Origin of the sequence: Pseudorhodobacter turbinis (genome assembly GCF_005234135.1) — a bacterium.
In the GTDB taxonomy this organism is placed as follows: Bacteria; Pseudomonadota; Alphaproteobacteria; order Rhodobacterales; family Rhodobacteraceae; genus Pseudorhodobacter; species Pseudorhodobacter turbinis.
Map to the genome: position 1 here is coordinate 1,257,974 of NZ_CP039965.1, position 17,915 is coordinate 1,275,888.

Genomic DNA, 17,915 nt, shown 5'->3' on the forward strand with positions numbered 1-17,915 from the left:
TTTGGATTGGCCCCATGAAACAGATAGACGAACCCCAACCCGACGCCGAAATCAGCCGTCAGCGGAACTTGCCTGCAGGTTGGCGTGCCGTAGTAGCCATCGCGGCCCTCGCGGCGACTATGATGGTCGTCTATATGGCTTTCAACTTAGGGCTTTATGCGGGGTATATCCCCATTCAAGCGGTCTATTTTTACGCCGCGTTGACGCTGTTGTGTCCGCTGGCCTTCATTCTGTTTCCTGCACATTCTCGTGCCCCTAAAGACCGCGTGCCATGGTATGATGTGATTTTGTTTGTGGTATTCTTTGGTGCAGGGGTTATCTGCACACTGAAGACCCGCACGATATTCGATTATGGCTGGGACTACCTCGCGCCCGATTGGGCGCTTTGGATGGCCCTCGCTGTATGGGTTTTGATGTTGGAAGCTACGCGACGCTCCGCAGGGCTGGCAGTCTTTATAGTAGTTGGAATTGCATCGCTATACCCTTGGTTTGGAGGGGCTGCATTTTTAGGTATATTTCAGGTACCTACGACGTCGCTTCTGCAAACGGCACAATACCACTTATACGGCTCCGAGAGTTTGATCGGTGTTCCTTTGCAGGCGTTGGTAAATATTGTGATCGGCTTCCTACTGTTCGGTGTTGCCTTGCAACGCACGGGCGCGGGGGAGTTTTTCATTAACCTGTCCTTTGCTCTTTTGGGAGGAACTAGGGGAGGTCCAGCCAAGGTTGCAATCTTGTCGAGTGGCCTGATGGGATCAATCAGCGGCAGCCCGGTGACCAACGTGGTTACGACTGGGTCCATGACCATACCAGCAATGCGCAAAGTGGGTTTTCCGGCCGTTACAGCAGGAGCGATCGAGGCATGTGCGTCAACTGGTGGAGTTCTGATGCCTCCGGTTATGGGGGCTACAGCCTTTATCATGGCGACCTATCTGGAAATATCTTACCAAACTGTTGCACTGGCCGCGATCATTCCCTCCTTTCTGTTTTTCTTAGGCTTGTTCCTTCAAATTGACGCCATGGCTGCGCGTCAGGGTCTGACGGGAATTGCCCGCAAGGATCTGCCAAAGATCGGTGCGGTACTGCGCGACGGGTGGTATTTTCTCTTGGCACTTGCCCTTCTGATCTGGCTGCTGTTTTTCTTGAAACAAGAATCACGTGCCCCGTTTTTCGCAACCCTAGCGCTGATCGCCCTGAACCAGCTCGACGCAACACGACGTTGGGGTTTCCAAGATCTAGCAGATTTTGCTGTGGCATGCGGCCGGTTGTTTGTCTAGATTGCAACAATTCTTGCTGGTGTAGGCCTGTTGTTGGGTGCTTTGGTTTTAACCGGAAAAGTGGGTTCGCTTGCCTATGATTTAATTGCAATGGCCGGAGATAACACAGTTATCTTACTCATCGCCGGTGCGTTAACCAGCATGGTACTTGGCATGGGGATGACTATCAGTGCTGCCTATTTATTTCTGGCCATCGCTTTGGCACCTGCATTGACGGAAAGTGGGTTGGACCCATTAGCCATCCACATGTTCATGCTTTACTGGGGTATGATTTCATATATCACACCGCCAATCGCATTTGCTGCTTTTGCAGCAGCACCAATCAGCGGGTCTTCGTCAATGCGCACCGGATTTGAAGCAATGCGGCTTGGCACTATCATTTACTTCATTCCGTTTTTCTTTGTACTAAACCCCGCTTTGATTGGACAGGGTACGACCGCAGAGATTGCCAGTGTACTTGGCAGCGCAATCGTCGGTGTTCTGCTGTTGTCAGCGGCGTTGCAGGGCTATCTTCTGGGTATTGGCCGTTTGGGACACGCCCGCTTTGTCCAATGGCCGATCCGTGTGGCGCTTTTTACTGGCGGTCTGTTGTTGCTCGTCCCCGGAGGCGACAACTTTGGCGGAATCTCTGGTTCGGTCTTTACGTTGGTTGCGGTCGGATGTGTTGCTGTTGCGCTTGCATTACAGTTTGTCATCCAGAACCCAAACAAAGCCCGAATCGGAGTTCTGTCGGAATGAAAACCAGGGGAACCGCAACTTCAACTGATGTAGCCCGTGAAGCGCGCGTTTCCCGCGCGACAGTATCGCGCTGTTTCTCCGATCCTGAAACAGTACGTATTGTTACGCGTGAACGGGTTATGGCCGCAGCACGGGATTTGGGTTACGAGCCAAACCTTGTTGCAAGGATGCTCCAAACCCGGACCAGCGACATGATTGCAGTACTTACCGCTGATTTCGCCAACCCTTTTCAGCCCGCTCTTGTAGAGGCCTTGACCGGAGGATTGACGGCAATGGGAAAAATGCCGCTGCTTTTGAAATCCGACATAAGCCCTATGGCTGCGGATCAATTGGTGCAGGTGGCTCTGGCTTACCGTGTGGCTGCCGTAATTGTGACAGTACTGCCGGTATCAGACGCGGCCATTCGACGATGTTTTGAAGCCAATACCCCGCTGATCCTGCTTAACCGAGTGTCCGAAGACAGCCGCGCCATTTCGGTCTGCGGCGATCTCAAGTCAGGTGCAATCCGTGCTGCCGATGTCGTGGTAGAAGGCGGTCATCGCCGCATCAGCATGATCACTGGCACCGTAGGACGCTGGACAACTTTGATGCGGCGTGGGGGATTTCGCCACCGTCTTGATGAACATGGATTGGACATCCTATCGCAACAATGCGGTGACTACACTTATGCAGGTGGCTATCATGCGGCTTTGCAAATTATGGACGAGGCACCGACCACGGATGTAATTTATGCCAACAACGATGCAATGGCCTGTGGCGCTATGGATGCGTTACGCCAGAAACTTGGCCTTCGAGTTCCAGATGACGTAGCCGTCATCGGATTTGACGACATGCCCATGTCTGCGTGGGAAAGCTATTCGCTCAGCACGATTCATCAACCTATAAACCGGCTGATCTCCCGCGTGTGCGATATCGTAAATTTACCCGACCGCGGCCTCTCCCTCTCAGGTGAAATAACACTGGAAACCTGCCGCTATGTCCAGCGGCGCAGCACGCGCGCGGTGACATTGCGCGTCGGCGATCTTGACGAACGAGAATTCTTAAACGGAGCAAAAATTTAATGACTGATCCCATCGCAATCATCGGAAATTCAGGTTTGAATATCGGGGCAATTATGGCCGCCGACTTGACCCTCGCAGGTGAAGATGTTCGCCTGTTTCTTTGGGCTGACCAGCATGAAGTTGCCGAGCAGATTAGTGCGGCGGGCGGCTTGACAGTCGTAGGACCCGCGTCCGAAACAAAATCCGGCAAGACCGGCCTTGCAACTCCTGCGGTATTCATCGGCACGCCGCGAGAAGCAGTTTCAGGTGCATCTCTCATCGTTATGGACGTGACGGGCGATGATGTGGAAAACCGGTTCCGAGACCTTCTGCCCTTTTTGTCGGACGGGCAAATCGTACACATCAACACTCATGGTTATTGGCCTGCATTGCGTGTGTCTGCAATGCTGCGAGAAGCCGGAAAAACCGGTGTGACAATAACGGAAGGTGTCACTCCTTCTATTGCCGCAGGGCGCGAGGGTGCCACAATGACCCCGCACACCCTCCGCAAGAATGTAATGGTCGCAGCATTCCCTTCTGATCGTAGCGAAGAAGTCCGCCCCTTTATGGCACGAATTTTCCATAGCTTCGAAATGGCTCGCGACGTGATACATTCCAACCTGTGCAGTATGAATTTTCTAATCCACCCGGGTATGGCACTGGTCAACATCGGCTATTTTGACCGTGCTGCCGAAAAAGGCGAAAAAATCAGTTTTTATGGCACTGGGAATACGACCCATGCAATGGCTATGACCGAAGCCCTTGACCGTGAGCGCCCTGCGGTCGCGCAGCATTTCAACTTGCCTTGTCCGACCGTTGCACAGCAAGTCGCACGTATATACGATCTTCCAGACGCACCGCTGGGTGAATTAGTTGCTAATGTTCCTTTCTATCGGAACATGCCACTTTTGCCTGCAGATGTTTGGAGAAACTGGATGCGGTGGGACGTCCCGCATGCACATGTCCCATTTGTACTGTTGAGCGAGGCACTCGGAGAGACGGCCCCGCTACATCGGGGATTCGTAGATATTATGGATGCGCTTGTGGGCATGAATTCCTGGCGTGACGGTGTGACCCTTGAACGATTAGGCATCGCTGGAATGACAGCCGATCAAATAAAGAGTTTTTTAACACATGGCACCAAATAGCTCGTAAATTCGTGTTGTCAGGTTTGGTGGGCTCTGGCCGGTATGGAGTAGTTTTGCGGGTAATTGAGAACCTGATGATTGCATTTAGGCGGCGAACAAACATTTTACATAAGCGCGCTTATGCGAATTTGACCCTATGTTCGGGCAGCCGTCCCACCAGTAATAACGATTATTTGGCAAGTGTTTGAAGCCTGCCAACTAACGCAAACAACTCTTCGGGCGTTGTCGATTTGGCCTTCTCCAACATCTTGGAACCAATTTTAGGATCAACAAAAGTTGCCGTTTTTCTTGGATTAAGCCACAGTATTGCCAACTCCGATGTTTCCCAAACATAGACCAAACCAACGATGCTCTTGCCATCCGGTCCGATCAGCCGCGCAATGGGCGTTGCTTCGTCATTTAAATGGGGCACTCTTTAATTCACTCTTGTCTGCGGGTCGAATGTCGAGCCGCCGATAAGCAGCTTGGATTTTGATCCATATTCAGGGTTAGGTCAGCGTAAAGGCTCAGAAAATTCAGGAATCAAGCCACCCGAGCCTGAGGGCAGCTCAAAACGCGTTCTCAGGCCGACTTTTTCAACAAAATCCGCCCTCTTTGACGGTAAAAGCTGTGGTCGCTGGCAATCACTAAGCATTGATTTGGTAAGCGTGATCTGGTTTTGGCGTATTATACAAAGGCAAGTATTTCTGAAATCGAGCTCCAGCAACCAACACTACCTTGTGTTTTGCTGGGAGGTTGTCTTGAGAGCTGATATCTTCAGGATATAGATGCTCAGAATGCGGTCGGATGTTATTTGAACGGTTTTTCTTCAAGAAGGGGCGTTGAGTGCTACACAAAATGCTACACAATTTGCTACAGGCGTGCGTGGCGTAATTTTATAAGTGATTGTTATATATGGGATATTTCCTTGCTGTGCTTTAGTTTGGCGGACCCTCACTCCGCCAAATTAGCCTTTGGGCTCATTTCGCCCTGTAACACCTTGGAAGGAAAGGTCGTTTCTGGTGTTCTAAGTCCAACTTTATGGCAGTATTTGAGCCTTTCCGAGAATACGATTTTAAGCACCGAAATCCTCCACACATATCTCTGATTTTCCCATATATCATCAAGCAACTTCAGCGGTTTTCTGTACAGAGATTTCACTCCAGATGGCGCGAAACGTGGCAGAGCACCTCGGACTAAGACCATGTGGCCATCCTTCTGGCCATGGAACGGCGTGAAGAAAAAACAGCATCTACGATCTTAAGGCGGCACCTGTCCCACGGATGTTTTCAGGAGGCCCTTGAAAGCTATCTATAAATCAAATATTTTTTTGACTATTTCGTGATATTTAATAGATACTTTAAGGAAGTGCCTAAATGACCTCATCTAAAACTGCAGTCGCCAACAAAAAAGCCAAGACGCTCGACGTGCAGAACTTTACACTGCCGTGGAAAGTGGCCGCTGCCTTTTTCGGCACCCTTTTCCTCACCTTGTCGTCCTTTATCGAAGTTCCGATGGTACCGGTTCCGATAACATTGCAAACGTTTGCGGTTATGCTTGTCGGCGCTTTATACGGCTGGCGTTTGGGGGGCGTCACGATTGTCGCTTGGTTGGTGGCGGCGGCCCTTGGCTTGCCCGTTCTGTCGGGTGGAGATTCCGGCGTTCAATATTTTCTAGGCGCGACCGGTGGCTATCTTTTTGCCTTCCCTGTTGCGGGCATGGCTGTTGGTTGGTTGACCGCACGTGGCTGGGACGGTCAGCGCGTTTGGTTGTCGTTTCTGGCTATGCTAATTGGTAATGCGATTTGTCTGACCTTGGGGGCCGCATGGCTAGCCGTATTGATTGGTGCAAAACAGGCCATTTTGGCTGGTGTGGTTCCCTTTTTAATTGGTGGGGTTCTGAAGTCCGGCCTCGGAGCGATGACACTCAAACTGCTGACACGCGATACCCAACATACCGCCGAATGAAATTACGCCTGCGAGCTCATTATCGTCTGTGTATGAGTAACGCGCGAAAGTTGCTGATGCGCTGAGGGGCGGCAGCAAACTTATGCTTGGCGGCAGGACCTAAAGAAGAAGGGGCTGTGGTCGACGGGTGCCGGGGCGCTGTTCTTTCCGTTGGATATGCCAGTGACGGCCAAAGGTTGCGGACCCCCGGCCGTCGTCGCTTGCGATGCCATTGGTCTCGTCTCCTCGTTACGGTCAGCATGAGGGTCATATGTCGTGCTTGCCGAGCCCGATTGCAGATAAAACCCCAAAATCGTGGGGGATTTTCCAATCCTCATAGGTGAGGGCAAGCGGGCGTTTGGGGCTTTGGATGCGGATGTTTTCCTGCGCCTCATATCCAAAGCTTTTCCATTCCGCGTGCCCGATTACTCTACCTTTTCACGTCGTGGCGCGGGGCTGATCTTGCCGATGAAATCGCGCGCTGAGTAGGATGGTCCGATCCATCTCGTCGTGGATAGTACGGGTCTGAAAGTCTTTGGTGAAGGCGAATGGCTGCAGAACAAGCATAAAACAAGGCCCAAACTGCACCTCGGGTTGGACCTTGTCGGCGGTGACATCCTGTGCTCCGACCTGGCTAAGGACGATGCGGGTGATCCGACCGCATTGCCGGATCTTCTGGACCAGATTGACGCGGATTCACCGCAGATGCCGCCTATGATGGAGACCCCACCAGCGCCCTGCTCACGGCCCGCTTTGGTGTCGGTGCGAGATCATAATCCCGCCTCCTAAGACTGCGGTTTTGAGCCCCGGCTCGGATGGAGGTCCAACACTTCGTGACCAGCGCATTGCCGAAATACGCACCCGTGCTCGCATGATCTGGCAGGCGAGCACGGGCTACAATCAGCGTAGCCGTGGAGAAACTCAAATGGGCCGCTGGAAGGTGGGCATTGGCCCCAAACTGAAAGCGCGCAGCTTACCAACACAGAAAACAGAGGCCAAAATCGGCGTCAACATTCTCAACAAAATGACCGGGCTTGGCCGTGCTAAGTTCGAGGCCGTCGCTTGATCTGAAGTACGGGTAAGGGCAAACTCAACCAAACCGATGACCCGTGCAACAAGGCCCAGATTTGGGGCTTAGGCGTGCTTCTCAACCGTTGATTTCACACAATCGATGCAAATCTGTCGTCTCACTGTAATAAACCGGCATTAGCACAGGCTCCAAATTGGGGGCCATGATGCTGACACTACAAAATCTGACCAAGACCTTTGGCGACAAAACCGCCGTTCATAAGGTAAGCTTTACCGTCGATCGTCCGATGATGATCGGGATTATCGGGCGCTCTGGCGCGGGGAAATCCACGGTTCTGCGGATGTTGAACCGGCTCAGCGATGCCTCTTCCGGGTCGATCCTGTTTGAGGGCAAGGACATCACGCGGCTAAAGGGCGCCGAGCGCCGGAGCTGGCAGTCGCGCTGTGCGATGATCTTTCAACAGTTCAATCTGGTGCCGCGGATGGATGTTGTCTCTAACGTCTTGCATGGCACGCTGAACCGGCGGTCAACGCTGGCGACGATGTTCAACCTTTACCCTGACGGCGATATCCATAAGGCGATTGAGATCCTCGACCGTCTGGGCATTGCCGAACAGGCCCCGAAACGCGCCGAGGCCCTTTCGGGTGGTCAGCAGCAACGTGTCGCCATTGCCCGCGCCCTTATGCAGGATCCGGCGATCATTCTGGCGGATGAACCCATCGCCTCGCTTGACCCGATGAACGCGCAGATCGTGATGCAGGCCCTGCGCCGTATCCATGAGGAAGACGGGCGCATGGTCATCGCCAACCTGCATACGCTGGATACGGCGCGGCGCTATTGTGATCGGGTGATCGGGATGCGCGACGGGCGCGTGGTCTTTGATGGTGCGCCGGAAATGCTGACAACCGACGCGGCGCGCGAAATTTACGGCGCAGACACGGATTTTTCCGAGGCCGCCACCTCTACCGAAATCGAAACGCTGGACAGGCCCGAGGTTCATTCCCCCGAAGTCTTTGCCGAAGCCTATGCCTGAGCCAGCACCCAATCCCGCAAATCTGCGGGCTAAATCCCAAACGGAGACTGCAATGAAAACCACTCTCGCTTTCGTACTGGCCACGACCACGCTTGCCGGTGCTGTTCAGGCCCAGGATATCACCGAATTCCGCATCGGCATCCTTGGTGGCGAAAATGCCCAAGACCGGATGAGTTCCAACGAATGCGTGCGCGCCTATGTGGAAGACCTGCTGGGGGTTGAAACCAAGATCTTTACCCCTGCCGATTATGACGGGGTGATCCAGGGTTTGCTGGGTGGCTCTATCGATATGGCGTGGCTTGGCGCCTCGGCCTATGCGAAAACCTATATGACCGACCCCGAGGCGGTTGATGTGGTGATGGTGAAAACCAATCTGGATGGCTCTTACGGCTATCACTCGGTTGGCTTTGCCCGCGCCGACAGCGGTATCACCTCGCTGGACGATATGAAGGGCAAGGTTTTTGCCTTTGGTGATCCGAACTCCACCTCCGGCTTTTTGATCCCTTCGGTTGAGATCCCCAAGGCCATCGGTGCGACCATGGAATCGGGCGATTATTTCGGCGAGGTCCGCTTTGTCGGCGGGCATGAGCAGACCATCGTGGCGGTTGCCAATGGCGATGTGGATGCGGGCGTGACCTGGGCCGACGGGCAGGGCGACTGGCTGGACGGTTATAACTCCGGCGCGCTGCGCAAGGCGTCCGACTCGGGGCTGGTCGATATGAATGATCTGGTCGAGATCTGGAAATCCGACATCATCCCCGAAGGTCCGATCGTTCTGCGCCGCGCCCTGCCGGAGCAGGTCAAAGCCGATGTGACCGCCTTCCTTGGCGAATTGCACGGCAAAGACCCCGAGTGCGCCTATAACATGGCCGCGGGCGATACCGCCGGTTTCTTCCCGATCACCCATGACGCCTATAAAAACATCATCGCCGTGCGCGAAGCTGTTCAGGGCAACTGAGCCTTTGAAATCCGGGGCAGGGGCAGCGTTTCGGCGCTGCCCTTGCCTCTATTTGCCCGCGTTTACTGGAGTTACCGATGACAGGTTCCGCGCTGACTGGATCAAACCCGACCCCGTCTGACCATATTTCCGCCAGCTACATGGTGCAGATGCGCCGCCGCCGGATGTATGGCGGGCTAACGCTGGCAATCTTTACCTTGCTGATGGTGTCCGGCTTTGTTGTGGCCGACGGGCGCAATGCCGGCGGCTTTTGGGACGGCTGGCATCAGATGCTGGATTTCCCCGCCGACGTCCTGTCCGAGGCATGGGAAAAACGCGCCAACCTGCCGGGCTTGCTGGTCGAGTTCTTTCCCGCCTTGGTCGAGACGATCAATATCGCGGCGGCCTCTACCCTGATCGGGGCGATGGTGGGGCTGGTTCTGGCGCTTTTGTCGACGCGCGGGTTGGCGAAATGGCCGGCCCTTATTCCGCTGTTTCGCCGGATCATGGACGTGATGCGCGCGGTGCCTGAGATTGTGATCGCCCTTGTGCTGATCTTTATCCTCGGGGGCGGGCCGGTGCCTGCGATGATCGCGATTGCCTTTCATACCGCCGGCGCTTTGGGCAAGCTATATTCCGAGGTGGCCGAGAACGCCGACCTCAAACCGATTGAGGGGTTGGGCTCTACCGGGGCGTCATGGATACAGCGCATGTGGCTGGGTGTTCTGCCGCAAGTGGCCCCGAATTTCCTGAGCTACAGCCTACTACGGTTTGAGATCAACATCCGCGCCTCGGCTATTCTGGGCTTTGTCGGGGCAGGGGGCATCGGGTCGGAGCTGCGCCACGCAATGTCATGGGGGCCGGGCCGGTTTGATGAGGCGGCGGCGATTTTCCTTTTGCTCTTTGGGTCGATTGTTTTCTTTGACCAGCTTTCCAGCCGTTACCGCAATAAAATGATCGAGGGGCAGTAAGATGACCGACGCGACAGTAACCCTTGAACCTGCCAAACGCTCTGCCTCGGCCCTGTTTCGCCGCAAGCGCCAGATGGCCTTTGCCGTGCCTGCGATTGTGCTGGCCTATCTGCTCTATATCGCGGTCACCTTTGATTTCGCGGGGATTGCCAAACGTGCCAGCCTTGAGAATGCGGGGATTCTGGCCTCGGACAGCTGGTCCTATAAGGTGCATGTCACCCGCGACAACCGGCGGGGCGGCACCTCTTATGCGATTGAGGGAGAGCGTAAGGGCGCATACGCTACGGGCACGCATCCCGCTTGGGTGAATGACGACAATGCCGATGACGTGGTGATTGATCTTGAGGATGGTTATGTCGTGCGCTTTTTGCCCGACAACGCGGCCACGTTCGAGATTCCCGACTATGGCCAGATCAAGGCGCAGTTGGTCGACGGCAGCATCAAGACCAACCTACAAGAGCCGGTGCCCGATTGGATCAACATGTCCGATCAGCGCATGACGATCACAACCGAGGCGGGGCGCATGACGATGACCCGTTCGCGCACCGAGGTGTACCGCTATTTCGCCGGGTGGGAGCTGTTCTGGTTCACGCTCGACAGTCCCTATCATGGCCACAGCTTTGCCCAGATCGCCTTTGGCGACCGGATTGACCCGGATCGTAGCAATATCTCCGGCGCGCTTTCGGATTTCTGGAACAACGGCATGTGGCGGCACAAGGATGTGGCCTGGGCTATTGGTGAGACCATCTTGATGGCCTTCCTTGGCACCTTTGGTGCTGCTATCATCGCGCTGCCGCTGGCCTTTATGGCGGCACGGAATTTCTCACCCTTTGATGTGGTGCGCGGCGCGGCGCGGCGGTTGTTCGATTTCGTGCGCGGGGTGGATGCGTTGATCTGGACCGTGGTGCTGGCACGGGCCTTTGGTCCCGGCCCGCTGACGGGGGCGCTGGCGATCCTGATCACCGATACCGGCACTTTCGGCAAGATATTTTCTGAGGCGTTGGAAAATGTCGATGAAAAGCAGATTGAGGGTGTCAGCTCTACGGGTGCCAAGCCGATGCAGCGTTATCGTTTCGGGGTGATCCCGCAGGTGGTGCCGGTCTTGCTGGCGCAGGTCTTGTATTTTCTGGAATCCAACACCCGCTCGGCCACGGTTATCGGGGCGATTACGGGCGGCGGGATTGGCCTGATGTTGACGCAGGCGATCCAGACCCAAAAGGATTGGGAAGAGGTCGCCTATTACATCATGTTGATCGTTGCGGTGGTGATGCTGATGGACTGGTTCTCGGGCTGGTTGCGGGCCCGTTTGATCGGGGGCAAAGACCCCCGTGCGGGGGCCTAATCCTCTATTGTCAGGGTCACGCGGTCCCCGGCAAACCATGTGCGGCCATATTCAACCGGCACCCCCGCCGGGTCCACATTGACGGCGGTGGAGCGCAGCAAGGGATCGCCCTCGCGGATCTGAAGGTGCAGCGCCTGTGTGGCATCGGCCAGCACTGCCGTTAGTCTGGTTGAGGCGCGGGTGTAATCCTCGACGCCGACGCGGCGCAAGGCCTGGGTGATGCCGTCACATTCGGCAAGGGCGGTCTCAATCCCTTCTAGACGGGTTAGGGGAAACAGGGTCTCGAAAAGGGCTACGGGCTGCCCATCAGCATAGGACAGGCCGGAATAATAACACAGCATATCACCCGTTTGAATATTAAGGGCCTCGGCCTCCCCTTTTGATGCGGCGTGCTGTTCGATCAGCAAGACCTTGCGATCAGGGCGGCGACCGGCGGCCCGCAGGTTCTGATGAAAGCGCACCCGCTTGCCGATCGGATAATCGGTCGGCGTCGCGGCGACAAAGCTGCCCGCCCCGCGCCTTGTGCGTACCAACCCTTCCTCGGTCAGATGTGACAGCGCCTGACGCACCGTATGGCGGTTCACCCCGAAACGATCCGACAGGCGCGATTCCGTGGGCAGCTTGTCACCGGGGGCATAGCGCCCTTCGGAAATATCATTGCGAATTGTGTTTGCGATGGCCAGCCAGATCGGGGTGCGCCGCCGGTTGGCTGTTGGATTGTCACTCAAACTTCACAAATCTCCTCTGTCGTCATGCGGCGAATCTGATAACATATGTCTAGTTGTATAGAAAAACACAGAGTTGTCGAGATGAATGAAACCACCGCCGACATAAACACCCGCAAAGCGTGGATGGGCCTGATGGCCAAAGCCCCCGCCGGGCGTGTGGCAGAGCTTTTGGACGCCATTTGCACGCGTCCCGATTTCAAATGGCTGCGCCCCCCCGAGGTGGGCAGCGTCATGGTGCGCGGCAGGGCAGGGGGCACCGGCGCGCCGTTCAATCTGGGTGAGATGACGGTGACACGTTGCGCGCTGCGTCTTGCCAGCGGCGAGGTGGGCCACGCCTATATTCAGGGCCGCAGCAAGGCCGATGCCGAGGCCGCCGCTTTGGTCGATGCTCTGATGCAGACCGGTCAGGGTGCCACGTTGCAAACCGCTGTGCTGGATGTTCTGGCCGCAGATCGCGCCGCCTTGGCCAAGGGGCGTGCCGAAAAGGCCGCCGCAACCAAGGTTGATTTCTTTACCATGGTCAGAGGGGAAGACTGATGAATACCCAGGTTCTCGACGGCGGGTTTGCCGATCCCGCGCCCCATGCCGCCCGCGCCTTTCGCGCCGTGATGGAGGCGATGGCCCGCCCCGGCACGATCCACAGCCTGACCGGCGCCACACCACCCGCGCCGCTGTCGGTTGCGGCGGCTGTGGCGATCCTGACGCTTTGTGACACGGATACGCCGGTCTTTCTGGCGGGCGACATGGACACGCCTAACGTTCGCGCATGGATCGCATTCCATACCGGCGCGCCGTTCTCAGGGCCTGCGACCTGCGCCTTTGCACTGGGGCGTTGGGGGGATCTTGGACCGCTTTCGGCCTATCCGATCGGGAGCGAGGATTACCCCGACCGTTCGGCCACGCTGATCGTTGCCATGGATGCGCTGGACCACAGCGGCCAGACCCTGCGCGGGCCGGGCATCCAAGGCACCGCCCGGCTTTCCCTGCCCGAGGTGGCGGCCTTTCAGGCCAACCACGCGCATTTCCCCTGCGGGCTGGATTTCCTGTTCACCTGTGATGATCGCATCGCGGGCCTGCCCCGCTCAACCGAGGTATCTTAACATGTATGTTGCCGTCAAAGGCGGAGAGCGCGCCATTGAAAACGCCCATGCCTGGCTGGCCGAGGAACGCCGTGGCGACCCTTCGGTGCCCGAACTGTCCATCGCCCAAATCCGCGAACAGCTTAGCCTGTCGGTCAACCGCGTTATGGCCGAAGGCTCGCTTTATGATCCTGATCTTGCCGCTTTGGCGATCAAACAGGCGCGGGGCGATCTGATTGAGGCGGTGTTCCTGATCCGCGCTTATCGCACCACTTTGCCTCGGTTTGGCGCCTCAAATCCGGTTGCGACGGCGGATATGGCCTGTGACCGCCGCGTCAGCGCCACCTTCAAGGATGTGCCGGGCGGGCAGGTCTTGGGGCCAACCTTCGACTACACCCACCGTTTGCTGGATTTCAAACTGGCGGCCGAGGGCGAAACACCCCCCGCGCCCCAACGCGAGGCCGACCCCGCGCCCGTGCCGCATGTCACCGGCTTTCTGAACCAAGAGGGGCTGATCGAGGAAGCCCCCCATGACGACACCCCCCCGCCGGACCTGACCCGCGAGCCGCTAAAAATGCCCGCCGACCGCAGCCTGCGCCTGCAAGCGCTTAGCCGCGCGGATGAGGGGTTCACCTTGGGGCTGGCCTATTCCACGCAGCGCGGATACGGGCGCAACCACGCCTTTGTGGGCGAGTTGCGGATTGGTGCGGTGCCGGTGGAAATGGAAATCCCCGAGCTGGGCTTTGCCATTGAGATCGGAGAGATCACCCTGACCGAATGCGAAACCGTCAACCAGTTTACCGGATCGAAAACCCAAGCGCCGCAATTCACCCGCGGCTATGGCCTCGTCTTTGGTCAAACGGAACGCAAGGCGATCTCTATGGCCTTGGTCGACCGTGCGCTGCGCTGGGAAGAACTGGGCGAGGATGACACCGGCGCGCCCGCGCAGGATGCGGAATTTGTGCTTTATCATGCCGATAATATTCAGGCGACGGGGTTCTTGGAACATATCAAACTGCCGCATTACGTCGATTTCCAATCCGAACTGGAACTGGTGCGCAAATTGCGCCGCGATGTGCAATCAACCCAAACCAAGGAGGCGGCGGAGTGACCGAGCAAGCCTATAACTTTGCCTATCTGGATGAGCAGACCAAACGGATGATCCGCCGCGCGATCCTCAAAGGGTTGGCGATCCCCGGCTATCAGGTGCCCTTTGCCAGCCGTGAAATGCCGATGCCTTATGGCTGGGGCACGGGGGGGGTGCAGGTCTCGGCGGCGGTGTTATGCCCCGAGGACCGGATGAAGGTGATTGACCAAGGTGCCGATGACACCACCAACGCCGTGTCCATCCGCAGCTTTTTTGAACGCACGGCGGGGATTGAAACCACCACCAGCACGGCAGAGGCCACCGTGATCCAGACCCGCCACCGCGTGCCGGAAATGGCGCTGAGCGAGGGGCAGATCCTGGTCTATCAGGTGCCGATTCCCGAACCCTTGCGGTTTCTGGAACCCCGCGAGAGCGAGACCCGCAAGATGCACAGCCTTGAGGAATACGGGCTGATGCACGTCAAGCTTTATGAGGATATCGCGCGCCATGGCCATATCGCCACGGCCTATGCCTATCCGGTCAAGGTTGAGGGGCGCTATGTGATGGACCCGTCCCCGATCCCGAAGTTCGACAACCCGAAGCTGTCGGATTGCGCGGCGATCCAATTGTTCGGGGCAGGGCGCGAGCAACGCATTTATGCGCTGCCGCCCTATACCAGCGTGGTCAGTCTCGATTTTGAGGATCATCCCTTTGAGGCCTCGAAACCCGATCACCCCTGCGGGCTTTGCGCCGCCGAGGATAGCTATCTGGACGAGGTGATTATGGATGATGCGGGCGGGCGGATGTTCGTATGCTCGGACACGGATTTTTGCGAGGCCCGCCGCCTTGCTGGGCATAAGGGAAAGGACGCAGCATGACGGATCAACCATTGCTTTCGGTGCGCAATATCTCGCGGCACTATGGGGCGCATATCGGCTGTGCGGATGTCTCCTTTGATCTTTATCCCGGTGAGGTGATGGGGATCGTGGGCGAGAGCGGCTCGGGGAAATCGACCTTGCTGAACTGTATGGCGGGGCATCTGACGCCGGATGCGGGGCAGGTGGTTTTTGACACCCGCGCAGGCGGCCCCCGCGATACCGTCACCATGAGCGAGCCTGAACGCCGTATGCTTAGCCGGACGGATTGGGCCTTTGTCCATCAGCACGCCCGCGACGGGCTGCGCATGGGGGTCAGTGCGGGCGGCAATGTGGGTGAGCGTTTGATGGCCGTGGGCGCGCGCAACTATGGTGATATTCGTGCCAAGGCCACCGATTGGCTGGGGCGGGTCGAAATTGACGCGACCCGCATCGACGACCGGCCCAGCACCTTTTCCGGCGGGATGCAGCAACGGCTCCAGATCGCGCGCAATTTGGTCACCGGCCCGCGACTGGTCTTCATGGATGAGCCGACGGGCGGTCTGGACGTCAGCGTTCAGGCGCGGCTGTTGGACCTGCTGCGCGGATTGGTGCGCGACATGGGGCTTTCTGCGGTGATCGTGACACATGACCTTGCCGTGGTGCGGCTTTTGGCAGACCGTCTGATGGTGATGAAATCGGGGCATGTGGTGGAACAGGGGCTGACCGATCAGGTGCTGGACGATCCGCAGCACGGCTATACCCAGCTGCTTGTCAGCTCGGTTCTACAGGTTTGAGGGTATGACAATGATCGAATTAAAAGACGTCTCCAAGGTTTTCACGCTGCACAACCAAGGGTCCGCCGTGATCGAGGTTCTGTCCGGTGTCAGCCTCTCGGTCAAGCCCGGTGAATGTGCGGCGCTGACCGGATCATCGGGGTCGGGGAAATCCACCTTGATGCGGATGATCTATGGCAACTACATGGCGCAATCGGGGGAAATCCGTATCGGCGGCACCGATCTGGTCAGGGCCGAACCGCGTGAGGTTATCCGCATCCGGCGCGAGACCTTGGGCTATGTCAGCCAGTTCTTGCGGGTGGTGCCACGGGTGGCGACCTTGGATGTGGTGGCCGAACCCCTGCGCGCCGTCGGGGTGGATGCCGATACCGCACAGGCCCGCGCGCGGGCGTTGTTGACCCAGCTCAATATCCCGCAAACGCTTTGGTCGCTTTCGCCCACAACGTTTTCGGGCGGTGAACAACAGCGCGTCAATATTGCGCGCGGCTTTGCCCACCCTTACCCTGCGATGCTGCTGGATGAGCCGACCGCAAGCCTTGACGCCCAAAACCGTCAGGTGGTCTTGACCCTGATCGAAGAGGCCAAGGCACGCGGTGCCGCCATCATCGGGATTTTCCATGATGAGGCCGCGCGCGATCAGGTCTGTGACCGTGAGATTGACGTCACCGGCTATGCGCCCCGGCGTGCGGCATGACGGGCGGTCGGCTTATCGCGGTTGTCGGCCCCTCGGGCGTGGGCAAGGACAGCATCATGGCCGCCCTTGCCAGCCCGCAAATGCCACTGGTGCGCCGTGCCATCACCCGCGCCCCCGGTCTGGGCGGTGAGGATTACGACGCCATGACCCCCGCCGATTTTGCCAAGGCCACCGAGGCAGGCGCCTTTTGCCTGCATTGGTCGGCGCATGGGCTGCAATACGGTATCCCCGCACAGGTGCGGCGGGATGTCGAGGCGGGGGCGGACCGTATCGTGAACCTGTCACGCGGTGCCCTTGGCGAGGCCGCCAAGATCTTTGCGCGTCTGGTCGTGCTGCATATCACCGCCAGCCCCGAGACCTTGGCGCAACGTCTGAAACACCGCGGGCGTGAGGATACGGGCGATATCGCCAAACGGCTGGCCTCGGCGCAAAAGCCCCTGCCAGCGGGGCTGAATGTGATCGAGATCGTCAATGACGGCCCGCTAGAGGCCGCCGTGGCCAAGGCCCGCGCCGCCCTTCAGCCCGATAGGGTGTAACGTTGGATCACCTCAAACCGCCCATCGACACACTCCCCCACCAAGGCGATCTGGTCCAGCCGGAACGGCGCGGGCAGGGGGGGCAGATGGGCCTCGGTCATGGCCTGCCAATGGGCGCGTGCGTCATCGGGCAACCGCCCCGTCAGCGTCATGTGGAACCCGAATTCCTCCATCACATAGGGATAGCCCCAGCGGGTCAGCAAGGCCTCTTGGCGCGCCGAAAGGCCCGCCGCACGTCTGCGGGCCAGCTCTGCCTCGGGGGCGGGGGCGCGGAAAGGGTCAAGGTCGGTCACACATTGCGCCGCCACGCGGGCGATTTCCGCCGTCCCGCCCACGGGCCGCAAGGCCAGAAACCCGCCCAGATTGCCCAATGCCAAACCATCACAAACCGCAGGCGCACAGCCCGCCGCCATCAGGGCCACGGCCCGCTCCAGATCGGCAAAACTGTGCGGCGCATTCAGCACGAAGGGCGGCTTCAACGTGGCATGGAACCCGTATTTGCGCGGTGTCATCGTTACGTCATCAAGCTGCGCTATGTCGAACTGATCCGCGGGCTGACCCAAGGCCACATCCCAGCCCAGCCATGCCGCCCCGAAACGTGCCAGATCACCCTCGGGCGGCACATAATAAATCGCAAAACGAGTGTATGACATGAATTCTCCTTCTCTTCCGATCACCATAGCGCAGGAACATGACCGT

17 protein-coding genes and 2 pseudogenes are annotated in these 17,915 nt (G+C 57.6%); 16 read left to right on the forward strand and 3 right to left on the reverse strand.

Going from position 1 to position 17,915, the window contains the following annotated elements:
* The first annotated feature begins 14 nt into the window (after positions 1–14).
* The 3 genes and pseudogenes from EOK75_RS21480 to EOK75_RS18505 all read left to right on the forward strand — a co-directional run bounded on the left by EOK75_RS21480 (position 15) and on the right by EOK75_RS18505 (position 4,203).
* Positions 15–2,015 (forward strand): annotated as a pseudogene (locus tag EOK75_RS21480) (TRAP transporter permease).
* Complete coding sequence (locus EOK75_RS18500) at positions 2,012–3,076, forward strand: LacI family DNA-binding transcriptional regulator (protein WP_168199297.1); 1,065 nt, start codon at positions 2,012–2,014, stop codon at positions 3,074–3,076. Before EOK75_RS21480 ends, EOK75_RS18500 begins: the two are co-directional and overlap by 4 nt.
* Entirely contained in the window at positions 3,076–4,203 is a 1,128-nt protein-coding gene (locus EOK75_RS18505) for an NAD/NADP octopine/nopaline dehydrogenase family protein (protein ID WP_137195491.1), read from the forward strand. Before EOK75_RS18500 ends, EOK75_RS18505 begins: the two co-directional genes overlap by 1 nt.
* A gap of 169 nt (positions 4,204–4,372) precedes the next feature.
* Here the strand turns inward: EOK75_RS18505 and EOK75_RS18510 are convergent, their stop codons facing one another.
* Positions 4,373–4,615, reverse strand: a complete 243-nt coding sequence (locus EOK75_RS18510; protein ID WP_137195492.1) for a hypothetical protein — start codon at positions 4,613–4,615, stop codon at positions 4,373–4,375.
* A 943-nt stretch (positions 4,616–5,558) separates the two neighbouring features.
* Between EOK75_RS18510 and EOK75_RS18515 the strand changes: the two genes are divergently transcribed.
* The 6 genes and pseudogenes from EOK75_RS18515 to phnE (EOK75_RS18540) all read left to right on the forward strand — a co-directional run bounded on the left by EOK75_RS18515 (position 5,559) and on the right by phnE (EOK75_RS18540) (position 11,441).
* Entirely contained in the window at positions 5,559–6,149 is a 591-nt protein-coding gene (locus EOK75_RS18515) for a biotin transporter BioY (RefSeq protein WP_137195493.1), read from the forward strand.
* 396 nt (positions 6,150–6,545) lie between these two features.
* Positions 6,546–7,194 (forward strand): annotated as a pseudogene (locus EOK75_RS18520) (IS5 family transposase); the annotation flags it as partial.
* Positions 7,195–7,363: 169 nt separating this feature from the next.
* Complete coding sequence (gene phnC / locus EOK75_RS18525; protein WP_137195868.1) at positions 7,364–8,191, forward strand: phosphonate ABC transporter ATP-binding protein; 828 nt, start codon at positions 7,364–7,366, stop codon at positions 8,189–8,191.
* 52 nt (positions 8,192–8,243) lie between these two features.
* The gene (phnD, locus tag EOK75_RS18530) at positions 8,244–9,149 is read left to right on the forward strand and encodes a phosphonate ABC transporter substrate-binding protein (RefSeq protein WP_137195494.1); all 906 of its coding nucleotides are present in this window, start codon (positions 8,244–8,246) and stop codon (positions 9,147–9,149) included.
* A 77-nt stretch (positions 9,150–9,226) separates the two neighbouring features.
* Positions 9,227–10,099 (forward strand): phosphonate ABC transporter, permease protein PhnE, encoded by an 873-nt coding sequence (phnE, locus tag EOK75_RS18535; RefSeq protein ID WP_137195495.1) that lies wholly within the window; start codon positions 9,227–9,229, stop codon positions 10,097–10,099.
* 1 nt (position 10,100) lies between these two features.
* Entirely contained in the window at positions 10,101–11,441 is a 1,341-nt protein-coding gene (phnE, locus tag EOK75_RS18540; RefSeq protein WP_137195496.1) for a phosphonate ABC transporter, permease protein PhnE, read from the forward strand.
* Here the strand turns inward: phnE (EOK75_RS18540) and phnF are convergent.
* A complete protein-coding gene (gene phnF / locus EOK75_RS18545) occupies positions 11,438–12,169 on the reverse strand; it encodes a phosphonate metabolism transcriptional regulator PhnF (protein WP_137195497.1) in 732 nt (243 codons plus the stop codon). The genes phnE (EOK75_RS18540) and phnF overlap by 4 nt on opposite strands.
* Positions 12,170–12,250: 81 nt before the next feature.
* On the opposite strand from phnF, the gene phnG reads away from it, so the two are divergent.
* From phnG to phnN, 7 genes are read left to right on the forward strand one after another with little or no spacing between them, the layout of a single operon-like run.
* Entirely contained in the window at positions 12,251–12,706 is a 456-nt protein-coding gene (phnG, locus tag EOK75_RS18550) for a phosphonate C-P lyase system protein PhnG (RefSeq protein WP_137195498.1), read from the forward strand.
* Positions 12,706–13,269: a phosphonate C-P lyase system protein PhnH gene (gene phnH, locus EOK75_RS18555; RefSeq protein ID WP_137195499.1), complete on the forward strand. Its 564-nt coding sequence runs from the start codon at positions 12,706–12,708 to the stop codon at positions 13,267–13,269. Before phnG ends, phnH begins: the two co-directional genes overlap by 1 nt.
* A gap of 1 nt (position 13,270) precedes the next feature.
* Positions 13,271–14,359, forward strand: a complete 1,089-nt coding sequence (locus EOK75_RS18560; protein ID WP_137195500.1) for a carbon-phosphorus lyase complex subunit — start codon at positions 13,271–13,273, stop codon at positions 14,357–14,359.
* Positions 14,356–15,213 (forward strand): alpha-D-ribose 1-methylphosphonate 5-phosphate C-P-lyase PhnJ, encoded by an 858-nt coding sequence (locus tag EOK75_RS18565; RefSeq protein WP_137195501.1) that lies wholly within the window; start codon positions 14,356–14,358, stop codon positions 15,211–15,213. Before EOK75_RS18560 ends, EOK75_RS18565 begins: the two co-directional genes overlap by 4 nt.
* Positions 15,210–15,986 (forward strand): phosphonate C-P lyase system protein PhnK, encoded by a 777-nt coding sequence (gene phnK, locus EOK75_RS18570; RefSeq protein ID WP_137195502.1) that lies wholly within the window; start codon positions 15,210–15,212, stop codon positions 15,984–15,986. Before EOK75_RS18565 ends, phnK begins: the two co-directional genes overlap by 4 nt.
* Before the next feature lie 10 nt (positions 15,987–15,996).
* A complete protein-coding gene (phnL, locus tag EOK75_RS18575; protein WP_137195503.1) occupies positions 15,997–16,680 on the forward strand; it encodes a phosphonate C-P lyase system protein PhnL in 684 nt (227 codons plus the stop codon).
* Positions 16,677–17,216 (forward strand): phosphonate metabolism protein/1,5-bisphosphokinase (PRPP-forming) PhnN, encoded by a 540-nt coding sequence (phnN, locus tag EOK75_RS18580; RefSeq protein WP_137195504.1) that lies wholly within the window; start codon positions 16,677–16,679, stop codon positions 17,214–17,216. Before phnL ends, phnN begins: the two co-directional genes overlap by 4 nt.
* Here the strand turns inward: phnN and EOK75_RS18585 are convergent.
* Positions 17,198–17,869 carry a DUF1045 domain-containing protein gene (locus tag EOK75_RS18585; RefSeq protein WP_137195505.1) on the reverse strand — a complete coding sequence of 224 codons (672 nt, stop codon included), beginning with the start codon at positions 17,867–17,869 and terminating at the stop codon, positions 17,198–17,200. The two genes, phnN and EOK75_RS18585, sit on opposite strands and share 19 nt — an antisense overlap.
* Positions 17,870–17,915 lie beyond the last annotated feature (46 nt).